Annotated in this window: 14 protein-coding genes; 7 read left to right on the top strand and 7 right to left on the bottom strand. The window is 69.7% G+C overall.

Annotated elements, in window-relative coordinates:
- Window positions 1–91: 91 nt before the first annotated feature.
- Genes PHA84_RS11990 through PHA84_RS12005 form a run of 4 tightly spaced genes read right to left on the bottom strand, consistent with a single transcriptional unit; the run spans window position 92 to window position 3,635 of the window.
- Window positions 92–1,237: an Mrp/NBP35 family ATP-binding protein gene (locus PHA84_RS11990; RefSeq protein ID WP_270888352.1), complete on the bottom strand. Its 1,146-nt coding sequence runs from the start codon at window positions 1,235–1,237 to the stop codon at window positions 92–94.
- Window positions 1,238–1,246: 9 nt separating this feature from the next.
- Window positions 1,247–1,816, bottom strand: coding sequence for a DUF1003 domain-containing protein (locus tag PHA84_RS11995; protein ID WP_270888353.1), 570 nt, complete (start codon window positions 1,814–1,816; stop codon window positions 1,247–1,249).
- Complete coding sequence (locus PHA84_RS12000) at window positions 1,809–3,083, bottom strand: magnesium transporter MgtE N-terminal domain-containing protein (protein WP_270888354.1); 1,275 nt, start codon at window positions 3,081–3,083, stop codon at window positions 1,809–1,811. The genes PHA84_RS11995 and PHA84_RS12000 overlap by 8 nt, the downstream gene beginning before the upstream one ends.
- A gap of 9 nt (window positions 3,084–3,092) precedes the next feature.
- Window positions 3,093–3,635, bottom strand: coding sequence for a hypothetical protein (locus PHA84_RS12005; protein ID WP_270888355.1), 543 nt, complete (start codon window positions 3,633–3,635; stop codon window positions 3,093–3,095).
- 52 nt (window positions 3,636–3,687) lie between these two features.
- On the opposite strand from PHA84_RS12005, the gene PHA84_RS12010 reads away from it, so the two are divergent.
- Both PHA84_RS12010 and PHA84_RS12015 read left to right on the top strand, forming a co-directional pair.
- Window positions 3,688–4,773: an HpcH/HpaI aldolase/citrate lyase family protein gene (locus PHA84_RS12010; RefSeq protein WP_270888356.1), complete on the top strand. Its 1,086-nt coding sequence runs from the start codon at window positions 3,688–3,690 to the stop codon at window positions 4,771–4,773.
- Window positions 4,770–5,666 (top strand): HpcH/HpaI aldolase/citrate lyase family protein, encoded by an 897-nt coding sequence (locus PHA84_RS12015; RefSeq protein WP_270888357.1) that lies wholly within the window; start codon window positions 4,770–4,772, stop codon window positions 5,664–5,666. Before PHA84_RS12010 ends, PHA84_RS12015 begins: the two co-directional genes overlap by 4 nt.
- A gap of 4 nt (window positions 5,667–5,670) precedes the next feature.
- On the opposite strand, the gene PHA84_RS12020 is transcribed toward PHA84_RS12015, so the two are convergent.
- Together PHA84_RS12020 and PHA84_RS12025 are read right to left on the bottom strand one after the other, a co-directional pair.
- Window positions 5,671–6,231, bottom strand: coding sequence for a mycothiol transferase (locus tag PHA84_RS12020; RefSeq protein ID WP_270888358.1), 561 nt, complete (start codon window positions 6,229–6,231; stop codon window positions 5,671–5,673).
- A gap of 88 nt (window positions 6,232–6,319) precedes the next feature.
- Window positions 6,320–6,769 (bottom strand): iron chaperone, encoded by a 450-nt coding sequence (locus PHA84_RS12025; protein WP_270888359.1) that lies wholly within the window; start codon window positions 6,767–6,769, stop codon window positions 6,320–6,322.
- A 185-nt stretch (window positions 6,770–6,954) separates the two neighbouring features.
- Between PHA84_RS12025 and PHA84_RS12030 the strand changes: the two genes are divergently transcribed.
- The gene (locus PHA84_RS12030) at window positions 6,955–7,803 is read left to right on the top strand and encodes an alpha/beta fold hydrolase (protein WP_270888360.1); all 849 of its coding nucleotides are present in this window, start codon (window positions 6,955–6,957) and stop codon (window positions 7,801–7,803) included.
- A gap of 332 nt (window positions 7,804–8,135) precedes the next feature.
- Entirely contained in the window at window positions 8,136–9,131 is a 996-nt protein-coding gene (locus PHA84_RS12035; protein WP_270888361.1) for a L,D-transpeptidase family protein, read from the top strand.
- A gap of 184 nt (window positions 9,132–9,315) precedes the next feature.
- Here PHA84_RS12035 and PHA84_RS12040 read toward each other — a convergent pair whose 3' ends face one another.
- The gene (locus PHA84_RS12040; RefSeq protein WP_270888362.1) at window positions 9,316–10,152 is read right to left on the bottom strand and encodes a serine protein kinase RIO; all 837 of its coding nucleotides are present in this window, start codon (window positions 10,150–10,152) and stop codon (window positions 9,316–9,318) included.
- 282 nt (window positions 10,153–10,434) lie between these two features.
- On the opposite strand from PHA84_RS12040, the gene PHA84_RS12045 reads away from it, so the two are divergent.
- From PHA84_RS12045 to PHA84_RS12055, 3 genes are all read left to right on the top strand, one after another.
- A complete protein-coding gene (locus PHA84_RS12045; protein WP_270888363.1) occupies window positions 10,435–11,640 on the top strand; it encodes an acyl-CoA dehydrogenase family protein in 1,206 nt (401 codons plus the stop codon).
- A gap of 61 nt (window positions 11,641–11,701) precedes the next feature.
- Window positions 11,702–12,298: a general stress protein gene (locus PHA84_RS12050; protein ID WP_270888364.1), complete on the top strand. Its 597-nt coding sequence runs from the start codon at window positions 11,702–11,704 to the stop codon at window positions 12,296–12,298.
- A 195-nt stretch (window positions 12,299–12,493) separates the two neighbouring features.
- The gene (locus PHA84_RS12055; protein WP_270888365.1) at window positions 12,494–13,234 is read left to right on the top strand and encodes a PIG-L deacetylase family protein; all 741 of its coding nucleotides are present in this window, start codon (window positions 12,494–12,496) and stop codon (window positions 13,232–13,234) included.
- Window positions 13,235–13,276: the final 42 nt, after the last annotated feature.

The raw sequence follows: 13,276 nt of genomic DNA on the forward strand, positions 1-13,276 counted from the left end.
CGCTAAGGCCGCCAAGTCAGCCAGCCTCGACCCGGCCAAGGGCGCGAGGGGGGACGAGGGTCGCGTAGGGGAGGCGCGTCGGCCCAGGGGGTCAGCGGCCAACGGGTGAGAGGCCCAGCGAGCGGCCGGCCAGGCCGCGGGACCGGGTCGCCAGCCCGCGGGCGATGCCGCGCAGCGCGACAGCGGCTGCCGAGTCCGGGTTCCGCAGCACGACCGGCGTGCCTTCGTCGGCGCCCTCGCGCAGGTTCGTGTCCAGGGGGATCTGTCCGAGCAGGGGGACGTCGGCGCCCACGGAACGGGTCAGCGACTCCGACACCGCCCTGCCACCGCCGGAGCCGAAGATCTCCTGGCGTGAACCGTCAGGCAGCTCCAGCCAGGACATGTTCTCGATGACACCCACGATGCGCTGGTGCGTCTGCAGGGCGATGGACCCGGCCCTCTCGGCCACCTCGGCCGCTGCCTGCTGGGGTGTCGTCACGACGAGGATCTCCGCACCGGGGATCAGCTGCGCCACCGAGATGGCGATGTCTCCCGTGCCGGGCGGCAGGTCGAGCAGCAGCACGTCGAGGTCGCCCCAGAACACGTCGCCGAGGAACTGGTGCAGCGCCCGGTGCAGCATCGGTCCCCGCCACACCACGGGCTGGTTGCCCGGGACGAACATGCCGATCGAGATGACCTTCACGTCGTGGCTCACGGGCGGGAGGATCATGTCGTCGACCTGGGTGGGCCGGTGCTCCACGCCCAGCATGCGGGGCACGGAGAAGCCGTACACGTCCGCATCGACGACACCCACCCGCAGACCGCTCTGGGCCAGCGAGGCGGCGAGGTTGACCGTCACCGAGGACTTCCCGACACCTCCCTTGCCCGAGGCCACTGCGTACACCCGGGTCAGCGACCCCGGTCGCGCGAAGGGGATCTCGCGCTCCGCCACGCCGCCGCGAAGCTGCTGGCGCAGGCCCGCCCGCTGCTCGTCGCTCATCACCCCGAGGTCGACCTTCACGCCGTTGACGCCGGGCACCTTGGCCAGGGCCACGGTCGTGTCCCTGGTCAGCGTCTCCTTCATCGGGCACCCCGCCACGGTGAGCAGGATCGTCACGCGCACCATCCCGGCGGCGTCCACCGAGACCTCTTGCACCATCCCGAGCTCGGTGACGGGTTTGCGGATCTCGGGGTCGATGACCGTGGACAGCGCCTGCAGCAGGGCGTCCTGGGTCACCGGGGGAGCGGGGTCGGCCATGACCCCATGCTAGGTCGCGGGGAGGTCCTTCGAAGAACCGGCCGTAGCGTCCTGGCTGTCGCCTGCATCACGGCGGTGGATCTCGAGCCCGCGCTCCTCCAGCTCGTCGAGCAGGCTCCGGAGCTCCGAGCGGACGAAGTCCCGAGTGGCCGCGTCGCCCATCGAATGGCGCAGGGAGGCGACCTCACGGGTCAGGTACTCGGTGTCGGCCAGGTTCCGCTCGTCACGTGCGCGGTCCTGCTCGAGCATGACGCGGTCCCGGTCGGCCTGGCGGTTCTGAGCGAGCAGGATCAACGGGGCGGCATACGACGCCTGGAGGCTGAGCATCAGCGTGAGGAAGATGAACGGGTAGGCGTCGAACCGCAGGTTCTTGCTCGACAGCACGTTCCACGCCACCCAGAACACGACGAACACCGTCATGGCGATGAGGAACATGGCCGTCCCCATGAACCGGGCGAAGCGCTCGCTCCACACGCCGAACGTCTCCTGCGACAAGGTGGGTCGCGGCAGCAGGGCTCGCCGGGTCTCCCGTGGCTGGTCGAGGCGGCTCAGGGCCGCCCGCCGGTCCCGCTCAGCCATGCGTCACCTCGCGCCGCTCCTCACGCCAGTCGTCCGGGAGGATGTGGTCGAGCACGTCGTCCACGGTCACGGCGCCCAGCAGCCGTCCGTCGGCGTCGACGACGGGCACGCCGACGAGGTTGTACGTCGCGAGCATGCGAGTCACCTGACCCAGCGGAGCGTCCGCCGTCAGGGGTTCGATCTCCTTGTCCAGGATGCCGCCGACAGCACCGTGTGGCGGCTCCCGGAGCAGCCGCTGGATGTGGACCATGCCGAGGTACTTGCCGGTTGGCGTCTCGTGTGGCGCGCGGCAGACATAGATGGTCGAGGCCAGGGCCGGGGACAGCTCCGCGCGTCGCACCACTGCCAGCGCCTCGGCGATGGAGGCCTCCGGTCCCAGGATGACCGGCTCCGTCGTCATCATGCCGCCGGCCGACTCCTCGTCGTACGTCAGCAGCCGGCGCAGGTCCGCGGCCTCGTCCGGCTCCATGAGCTGGAGCAGTTCCTCCTGCTTCTCCGCGGTGAGGTTGTGCAGGAGGTCGGTCGCGTCGTCCGGTTCCATCGCCTCGAGGACGTCGGCCGCCCTCTCGACCGGCAGCGTCTCGAGGATCTCCACCTGGTCGTCCTCCGGCAGCTCCTCCAGGACGTCGGCGAGCTTGTCGTCGTCCATGGCCTCGGCCACCTCGGCCCTACGCTTGGGCGGCAGGTCGTGGATGACCTCGGCGAGGTCGGCCGACTTCAGGTCGTCGTAGGTCTCCAGGAGCATGGCTGCCGACTGTCCGGCGGCAGACTGGTGGATGCCCGTGACGTCCTCCACCGGAACGAGGACGGTGGTGCCACGGCGCCGCCGGAACGGCCCCAGCGAGCCACGGGTGCTGCCGCGACGGACGAACACCTTCGAGATGGACCAGTCCCGGCTCCGCTCGCGCTCGATCGCGACGTCCTCCACGGTGGCCGGGTACGGGCCTTCGGGGTCCTGCACCGTGACCGTGCGCTCGAGGATCTCGGCCATGACGAGCACCTCGTTCGTGCGCTGCTCGAACCGGCGCATGTTGACCAGCCCCGTGGTGATGACCTGCCCACCGTCCACGGACGTCACCCGGGTCATGGGCACGAACACCCGACGTCTGCCCGGCACCTCCACGACGAGGCCGATCACGCGTGGGCGGCGCCGCGAGGCGCTGAACGTGACGACGACATCACGCACCCGGCCGACCTGGTCGCCGAGCGGGTCGAAGACGCTCAAGCTGGTCAGGCGGCCGACGAAGACGCGCGACGGGGTGCTCACGTCGCAAGGTTATCCGTCCCCTGGGCCCTGCTCGGGGAGGCGGTTGCCGCGCCGACGGCGGGGTCGGCCGCGCCAGTGCCAAGGTCGTCTGCCGGTGGTCGTGGCGTCGCTGGGCGGGACTGCCGCGGCCCCCGACGTGGTGCTGTATGCGCCGGGTGCCTCCAGAGGTGCACCGTACGGTCGAAGGGCGCGTACGGTGCACTCTCGCGACCACCTCTGCACCATGTCGTCAGTGGCGTTGAGCCGACCGGCCTTGAGCGCCTCGGTCGCCGTTTCCCACAGCTCGTCGCCGGCCCGGATCTCCTGGACCCGGGCGTGCACGGTGAGCAGCCGGCCACCGGTGTCCTTGCTGCGGACCAGCACCAGCACGTCCTCCGGCAGGAAGGGGAGCATCTGCTCCCCCGGCCCGGAGACGACGAAGACGGTGTCCTGCGCCCAGGCGTGCCAGAACGGCCAGGCACGCTCGTGGGGCGGCTGCACCCACATGAGCCCCGACTTGCTCGCGGCCTCGGCGAAGAGCGCGGTGATGTTCAGCGGGGCGGCATCGGTCACACCGTGAACTGTGTCATAACGTCGTCCTCACCGGCGCTGCTAGCGTCTGCGCGTGCGCAGCCCCAAGGACTTCTTCGCCCCGTTGGCCGTGGGTGCTCCGGCCCCTGTCATGCAGGTGCCGGCGCGGCCCTCGCGGGTCATCCACTTCTTCGACCCCGGCAACGAGAAGATGGCCGCCAAGGTCCCCTCCCTCGTCGGCAGCGTGGACGTGCTCCTCGGCAACCTCGAGGACGCCATCAAGGCCGATCACAAGGAGGCGGCCCGGTCGGGGTTGGTGCAGATCGCCAAGGCCACCGACTTCGGTGAGAACACCCAGCTCTGGACGAGGGTCAACGCGCTCGACAGTCCTTGGGTCCTGGACGACCTCACCACGCTGGTGACCGAGGTGGGTGCCAAGCTCGACGTCGTCATGGTGCCCAAGGTCCAGGGGCCGGAGGACATCCACTACGTCGACCGGCTGCTCGCCCAGCTGGAGGCCAAGGCTGGACTCACCCGCCCCATCCTGGTCCACGCCATCCTCGAGACGGCGCGGGGAGTCGCGAACGTCGAGGAGATCGCCGGGGCAAGCCCCCGTATGCAGGGGATGTCGCTGGGGCCCGCAGACCTTGCGGCAGACCGTCGGATGAAGACGACGCGCGTGGGCGGGGGCCACCCCGGCTACCTGGTGCGACAGGACCCGGACGGCCCCGACGGCATCTTCTCGACCCGGCAGACCTACCAGCAGGACCTGTGGCACTACACCATCGCGCGCATGGTGGACGCCTGCGCGATGCATGGCATCTTTGCCTACTACGGGCCGTTCGGGGACATCAAGGATGTGGTCGCCTGCGAGGACCAGTTCCGCAACGCGTTCCTCTTGGGCTGTGTGGGGACGTGGTCGCTGCACCCGGTCCAGATCGACATCGCCAAGCGCGTCTTCAGCCCCTCGACCGAGGACGTGGCCCACGCCCGCCGGGTGGTGCAGGCGATGGGCGACGGTACGGGCGCGGTGATGCTCGACGGCAAGATGGAGGACGACGCGAGCCTGAAGCAGTGCAGGGTCATGCTTCAGCTCGCCGAGCGTCTGGCGGCGACTGATCCGGAGCTCGCAGAGCGGTATGCGGCGGTCGCTTCCGACGCACAGGGGGTCGCCGGGTGAGCAGCGAGGCGACGAGTACCGGCTACCGCCCGCGCCGCTCGGTCCTGTACATGCCGAGCTCCAACGAGCGCGCTCTGGAGAAGGCCAGGACCCTGCCGGTGGACGGGCTCATCCTCGACCTCGAGGACGCGGTGGCCCCGGCTGCCAAGGAGCAGGCACGCGACAACGCCTGTGCCGCAGCGCGGTCCGCTGCATACGGTCGGCGTGAGGTCACCATTCGGGTCAACGGGATCGGCACGCCCTGGCACGACGAGGACCTGCGTGCGGCCAGTGCCGCCGGACCCGATGCCATCGTGGTCCCCAAGGTCGGCTCAGCGGACGACGTCCGCACCCTGGTCGCCGCGATGGAGGCCGCTGGGGCACCAGAGCGCACGAGGTTGTGGGCCATGGTGGAGACCCCGCAGGCGATGCTGCACTGCGAGGAGATCGCCGGCGCCTCGCAGCGACTGACGGTGCTGGTGATGGGAACCAACGACCTGGCCAAGGAGCTGCACGCCGAGCACGTGCCGGGACGAGGACCGCTCGTGACCGGGCTCTCACTGTGCCTTCTGGCGGCACGCGCGACGGGCACGCTGATCCTGGACGGTGTCTACAACGACGTCACGGACGCCGCGGGCTTTGCGGCCGAGTGCAGGCAGGCCCGGGAACTGGGGTTCGACGGCAAGACGCTCATCCACCCTGGCCAGGTCGAGCTCTGCAACGAGGCCTTCGCCCCCAGTGCCGAGGCGGTCGAGGAGGCCCAAGGTCTGCTCGAGGTCTGGCGGGAGAGCGCCGGCTCAGGCGTGGTCACCTTCCGTGGACGGATGGTCGAGAACCTTCACGTCGAGACGGCCCAGCGCATCCTGGCCGTCCACGAGGCGGTCACCAGGCTGGCGGTCGACGCCCAGGGGTGAGCTGTCACTGGCCCACGCGGCCGTCGACACACTCCCGCAACAAGTCGGCATGCCCGCAGTGTCGGGCGTACTCCTCGACCCGGTGCACCAGCAGCTCCCGAACCGCTATGGAGTCCTTTCCCAGGCGCTCCGCCGGATCCGGGTGCTCGGCCAGCAGAGCGTCGGTGGCAGCCTGCTCACGTGCCAGATCGGCGTACGCCGCGTCGACCACCGCCGGGTCGGCGACCGCGCCGTCGAAGTCGGCGTCGCGGGAGCCGTACAGCTTGGGCGGCGGCTCTCCAGGCAGGATCCACCCTCGCCAGTCCCGTTCGACCTCGGCGAGGTGACGGAGTAGGCCGAGCAGCGACAGGTTCGACGGGGGCACGGAGCGACGGGCCAGCTGCTCCGCGCTGAGCCCGTCGCACTTCATCAACAGGGTGAGTCGGTAGCTCCTGAGATAGTCCTGCAGCGTCGCGAGCTCACCATCGGGACTGGCTTCGGTGTTGTCGCGAGGGTCCTCGTCCGGGTCGACCCACATGTCCGGGTGGACGGTTGCCTGGCTCCATCGTCGCTGCTGGGTGCCCATGACCCCATGGTGGTGCCCGCGTCCCCGGCCCGCCATCGACTTTCGGAGTCTCAGGGGCCGCCCAGAGCGCGACGTGCGCAGGCAACCGTCACGAGACGGCTGCCCTCACCAGCTCGGCGACCTTCTTCTCGACCGCGGCGCTCCAGTCCCGGAGTGCGTAGGACACAGGCCAGAGGTCGCCGTCGTCGAGGTTCGCGGTGTCCTGGAAGCCCAACGTCGAGTAGCGATAGCCGAACTTGCCCGAGTCCTGGAAGAAGAGGACGACCTTGCCGTCAGCGTTGGCGTAGGACGGCATCCCATACCAGGTCTTGGGCATCAGCTCCGGTGCGTTGGCCGTCACCGTCACGTGCACGCGCTCGGCAAGCGCACGGTCCTGCGGCGCCATCTCGGCGATCTTGTCGAGCACCGCCTGCAGCCCATCGGCGTTCTTGGCACCCTTCTTGCCCTCGGCGCGCAGCTCGGCGGCGCGCTGCTTCATCGCCGCACGTTCCGCGGCGGTGAATCCTTCTGACGCGGTCTCAGCGATCTTCGCGGCCATCTGCGTGTTCCTCTCCTGACTTCGACGGGCTCGGCCTCATGCCGGCCTCCGCCTTGAACGCTAGAGCGCGGCACTGCAACGGTGCTTCTCGATTCCTGACGGGACCAGGCCCACCCGACCTACCATGGCCGCCTACGGACCGGAGGCATCGATGAGCCGACACCGCGGATGAGCCGACACCGCGGATGAGCCGACGGGTACTGCACATCGGCGAGGGCGACGACGCCCTCGCCGGCTGGGTGGAGGGCGCGGGCGCGCCGTTGCTCCTTCTGCACGGTGGGCCGGGCCTGAATGCCGAGTACCTCGAGCCGCTGGTCGACGAGCTGCTCCCCGGCCACCAGGTGGCGTGGTTCCAGCAGCGAGGGCTTGCGCCCTCGTCGACCACTGGTCCGTTCACCGTTGCGGACCACGTCGCTGATGCCGCTCGGGCACTGGACGCCCTCGGCTGGGAGGCGGCCGTCGTGGTCGGTCACTCCTGGGGAGGCCACCTCGGACTGCACGTCGCTGCTGCCCTCCCCGGGCGCGTTGGGGCCCTGCTCGCAGTGGACCCCCTGGGCGGCGTCGGTGACGGCGGGCGGGCGCAGTTCGAGGCCACCCTCCTGGGGCGGGTGCCGCCCGAGATCGCCCGGCGAGCGGAGGAGCTGGACGCAGCGGGGTCCTCCCAGGGCTGGACCGCGGAAGCCGCCTCAGAGTCGGTGCGCCTGGTGTGGCCGGCCTACTTCCCGTCGTGGGACGCGGCACCGGCGGCGCCGGAGCTGCGCATGTCCATCGACTGCTACGAGGACACGATGGCGTCGGTCGCGGAGCAGCTCCCCGCGTTGGAGTCGGCGCTCGTGAGTCTGGCCATGCCTGTGGCCTTCGTGACCGGTCAGGACAGCCCCATGCCGCAGTCGGCCGCGACGGAGACTGCAGCCCGTATTCCCACGTCCTGGGTTCGCAGCGTCCGCGGAGCGGGGCACTTCATCTGGCTCGATGTGCCAGGAGCCGTCCGAGCCGCACTGGACGAGCTTGAAAGCGGCATCCGCACAGTCTGAGGCGCAACCTTTCCGCCTCCCCGAACGTCTTGGTGGGTGCGGTCGTCCTCGGCAGAGGACGACCGCACCACGTTCGGCACGACCGTGCGATGTCGGGCACGACCGTGTGATGCAAGGCACGGCCGCGCCATCGCGCTGCGCCAAACGGCATACGGCGGCGATCCGCACAGGCCCACGTCGGTCAAGGGTTGGTCTCGGTCCGCACACGTCGGCGTGGCGGGCGCAACCGAATTGGCCGCTCGTGCGTCACCATGACTGACAGTTCGTGCCGCGGAGACGAAGGCACCAGTGACGGACTGCCGGCGTCAGTCGGGCAGCGAGGAAGGGGAACGATGGCACAGCACCGGCTCGGCAAGAGGTCGGCAGTCGCAACCGCACTGCTCACCGGAGCAGTCACGCTGACCGGATGTGGCGGTGTCTCGTTCGGCGGCACGGCCGCACCGACCAGCGTCAGGGCTGACGCGCCGTCGACCTCTGGAAGCGCCTCTGCGTCGGCCACCGAGCCGGCGACCACGAGCTCGGCGACGTCCGCCACGACGCCGTCGGCATCGACCACGTCGCCACGCCCCTCCCCGGCCAGCCCGGCCACCAGGACACCCGCCAAGCCGAGCCGCACGACAGCGGCCAGCCCGAGGCATACGACCCCGGCTACGCCGAAGCCGTCGGTGTCCCCGGCGACCCGCAAGCCTGTACCGGTCCCGCCCACCACCCAGCCCCCGGCTGCCCCGCAGGACGGCCAGACCCTTCACGTCGGTGACAGTGGCGCGTACGTGCACCGCGTGCAGGAGCGCTTGGCAGCACTCGGCTACTGGAACGGCACGCCCGACGGTACGTACGGCGGCCTGACGGCGCAGGCAGTGATGGCGCTGCAGAAGGCGACCGGCCTTGGCCGCGACGGGGTGTTCGGACCCGCCACGCGTCGCGCGCTGGAGGCCGGTGTCCGTCCCGGGTCGAGGATCGGCGGCAGCGGCATCGAGATCGACAAGGCCCGTCAGCTGCTGCTCGTCGTGCGTGGCGGCGCGGTCACCACGATCCTCAACACGAGCACCGGGAGCGGCCAGCACTACGACTACCAGGGGGTGGACCGAGTGGCGAACACCCCGGCAGGCACGTACAGCACCTTCCGGTCGGTGGACCACCTCGACAAGGGGCCACTCGGCGACCTGTGGCGCCCGCGCTACTTCAACGGCGGCATCGCGGTCCATGGCGCCGGGAACGTGCCCGGCTACCCCGCGTCGCACGGCTGCGCCCGGGTGAGCAACCCGGCGATGGACATGATCTGGGCGACCGGGCTCATGCCGATCGGTGGACGGGTCGTCGTCTACTGACCACCGTCCCCGGCCACCCCACCAACCCCCCTCCGACCGAACTACCGACACGCCGTGGTTTGCGGACTCAGAACGTCCGACACGCACAAAATCGGGAGTTCGGTCGTGAGGAGGGGCCCGGAGGAGGGCCGGAGGAGGGCCCGAGGAGGAGCGTCTCGGGGGAGTGGAAGCGGGCGGCCGAGCCTCACCAGCGTGAAGTCGCCTCCGCGACCAGGTCGCCCAGCAGCTGGCCCTCGTCTACGGCGTAACCGCGCGCGGTGAACCAGCGGCACATGTTCGTCACGTCCCGCTCGAGGAACTCGAAGCCCCGGGGGTTGCCGATGATGTCGACGATCTGCGGCCAGTCGATGAGAACGAGACTGTCGCGGTGCAGGAGCACGTTGTAGGCAGAGAGGTCTCCATGCGTCCAGCCGCGCTTGGCCAGGACGACCATGGCGGACCGCAGCTGTTCGAACAGCTCCGGGAGCAGCTCGACCGAAGGTCTCGTCTGGGCGAGTCGCGGTGCCGCCATGCCCTCGTCCCCGACAAGCTCCATGAGCATCTCGCGGTCGCTCAGCTGCACGGGATAGGGGACCGGCAGCCCCAGCTCCCAGAGGGCGCCGAGGGCCTCGAACTCCGCGACCGCCCACTGCCCCGAGAGCAGCTCGCGACCGAACTCGGTGCGGCGTGCCATCGCCCGCATCTCTCGGCTGCGCCGGACCCGGCGACCCTCCTGGTAGCCGGCGTCCCTGTGGAACATCCGGTGTTCGCCGGTGCGGTAGCGCTTCGCCGCGAGGTAGCTGTCCACGGCAGGCGCCGCGGTCCCATCGGGGACCCAGCGACGCACGATGTGGACGTCGGCCTCCTTGCCGGTCTTGAGGATGCCGAGGTCGGCCTCGACGGCACCCAGAGCGGTGATGACCCAGTCGGGTCGGGGTTGGGGACCGTGTGTGGCACCGTCCCAGCTCGACCAGCGCTCGCCCTCGGGTGGCGAGTCGGGAAGGCTGTCAAAAGAGAAGCTGGTGTGCTCCTGGAACTGCATGGGTGGACTCCAAGGAAATGGGGAGGGTGGCATGGGTCTGGACGGTCATGCCAAGGACAGTCGTAGACATCTCGGGCCTCCTCGGAGTCGGGGGTGGAGCCAGCCCACCGGATATGTCGCGTGGGTCGCCCCCCAAGGGTGCCAGCGCTCCGACCCACGGCGCCACCGAGTTTCCTGACGCCGCTGGTGGTGGGACTCACACGCCGCGAGCCTGTGCCGCGCCGAGGGTACTCGGCATACTCGCCGCAGGACCTTTCCACGATCGCAAGGTGGCGAACACGTATGTCCCGACTGCAGCAGACCGACGGCCTGACCGAGGATCAGCGGGACCTGCTGGGCCTCGTCCGGGAGTTCGTGGACGAGCAGATCATCCCCGTGGCCCAGGAGCTGGAGCACGCCGACGAGTACCCGACGAAGATCGTCGAGGGGATGCAGGAGATGGGCATCTTCGGGCTGATGATCCCCGAGGAGTACGGCGGTCTGGGGGAGTCTCTGCTGACGTACGCGTTGTGCGTGGAGGAGATCGCGCGGGGCTGGATGAGCGTGAGCGGCATCATCAACACGCACTTCATCGTGGCCTACATGCTGCTGCAGCACGGCACGCAGGAGCAGAAGCAGCGCTACCTGCCGCGGATGGCGACCGGGGAGGTCCGCGGCGCCTTCTCGATGTCGGAGCCGGGGCTGGGTTCCGACGTGTCAGCGATCAAGACGAAAGCCGTGCGTGACAGCGAGGACTCCGACGACTGGAGCATCACAGGTCAGAAGATGTGGCTCACCAACGGTGGCAGCGCGAACCTGGTGGCGGTGCTGGTCAAGACAGACCTTGGAGCCGACTCGGTGTACCGGAACCTGACGACGTTCCTGGTGGAGAAGGAGCCCGGGTTCGGCCAGACGGCCCAAGGGGTCACGGTGCCGGGCAAGATCGACAAGATGGGCTACAAGGGTGTCGACACCACCGAGCTCGTGCTGGAGGGGCACCGCAGCACCACGGCGCAGATCCTCGGCGGAGAGCCCGGACGGGGTTTCTACCAGATGATGGACGGCGTCGAGGTCGGCCGGGTCAACGTCGCCGCGCGGGCCTGTGGGGTGTCCATGCGAGCCTTCGAGCTGGGCATCTCCTACGCCCAGCAGCGGGAGACGTTCGGCAAGAAGATCGCCGAGCACCAGGGGATCCTGTTCCGGCTGGCCGATATGGCGACCAAGGTGGAGGCCAGCCACCAGCTGATGGTGAAGGCTGCCCGGCTCAAGGACGCCGGGGCCCGTAACGACCTGGAGGCTGGGATGGCCAAGTACCTGGCCGCGGAGAACTGTGCCGACGTGGTCGAGCAGTCGTTCCGGATCCACGGCGGGTATGGCTACTCCAAGGAGTACGAGATCGAGCGGCTCTACCGGGAGGCGCCCATGCTGCTGATCGGCGAGGGCACCGCGGAGATCCAGAAGATGATCATCGGCCGCCGCCTGCTCGAGGACTTCGCCCTCAAGGGCTGAGCGGGAGCTCCGCTCGATGGCAATGGGGCGGTCGCCCGCGCGGTTTGAGACACTGGGCCCCATGAGCACTCAGCCGAACGCCATGGCCAGGTCGCGCGCAGTCCTGACCCTTGAGTACCCGATGTCGTTGGGGCGGTACGACACCTACGACAAGGCGCAGAAGGCGGTCGACTACCTCTCGGACCATGAGTTCCCGGTGCAGAACGTGCTGATCGTCGGCACGGACCTCAAGCAGCTCGAGCGCGTGACGGGCCGGCTCACCCGCGGACGTGTGGCCGTGGGCGGTCTGGTCTCCGGGGCCTGGCTGGGGCTGTTCGTGGGTTTGATCTTCTCGCTGCTCGACACGAGCAACAGCGCAGGGTTCGCGGGAGTGCTCATCACTGTGGCGTTCGGCGCCGTGTTCGGCCTGGTGTGGGCGCTCATCGGCTACGCGCTGACCGGCGGCAACCGGGACTTCACGTCCGTCATGCAGGTGGTGGCAACGCAGTACGAGGTGCTCGTCGAGCACAAGTTCGCTGCCCACGCTCGCGAGCTCCTCGCACAGATGGACCCGATGGCCGCGGCGCAGGCCCAGGTGGACGCCGCACGTCAGGCCCAGCTCGACGCCGCGACGCGGGCCCAGGCCCAGGATCCCACCAGGCAGCAGCCTCCCGTCTGAGCCGGGCCCGGGCACCTGGCCTCCGTCGAGTGCGGCACCGCCGACCGCCGTGTCCGCCGACCGCCGTGTCCGCCGACCGCTGTGTCCGCCGACCGCCGGGCCCGCCAACCGCCTCACCGCAACCGCCCGCCCGCCAACCGCCGTATCCACCAAATGGCTGTACCTGCCCCTTCGGCTCCGGCATACCCTCGGCGCATGACTGAGCCAGCGTCCGCATCCCTGCAGGAGTTCGGCGACGACTTCTCTTCGGCCCTGTGCGTCGTGGCGCACCCCGACGACATCGAGTACGGCACCGCTGCGGCCGTCGCGAGCTGGACCGCGGCGGGCAAGACCGTGACGTACTTCCTGCTGACTCGCGGGGAGGCGGGCATCGACACCATGCATCCGGACCAGGCCGCCAAGGTCCGCGAGCAGGAGGAGCGCGACGGTGCAGCCATCGTCGGGGTCACCGAGGTCGAGTTCGGCAGCCACCGGGACGGCGTCGTGGAGTACGGGCTGGCCCTTCGCCGGGACATCGCCCGCGAGATCCGGCGCAGGCGCCCTGACGTCGTGGTGACCGGTGACTACCACGACCGGTTCGTCGCCGGGATGCTCAACCAGGCGGACCATCGCGCAGTCGGGCTGGCGACGGTGGACGCGGTCGCCGACGCCGGGAACCGCTGGATCTTTCCGGAGCTGTTGGAGGAGGAGGGCCTCGAGCCCTGGACGGTCCGGCGGCTCTGCTTCGCCGGCTCGACGACACCCACTCACTTCATCGGGGTCGGGGACCACGTCGAGCAGGCCGTCGCCTCCTTGGAGGCGCACCGCACGTACAACGAGGCGCTTCCGGAGACCTTCCCGAAGCCTCGGGACATCGTGTCCATGGTGCTCGGCTGGGGTGGCCAGGCCGCCGGGGTACCGAGTGCGATGACGCTCGACGTCGTCGAGCGCCGTTAGGAGCTCCGTCGTCGTCGAGCGCCGTTAGGAGCTCCGTCGTCG

Origin of the sequence: Pedococcus sp. 5OH_020, from assembly GCF_027812955.1 — a bacterium.
Lineage (GTDB): Bacteria > Actinomycetota > Actinomycetes > Actinomycetales > Dermatophilaceae > Pedococcus.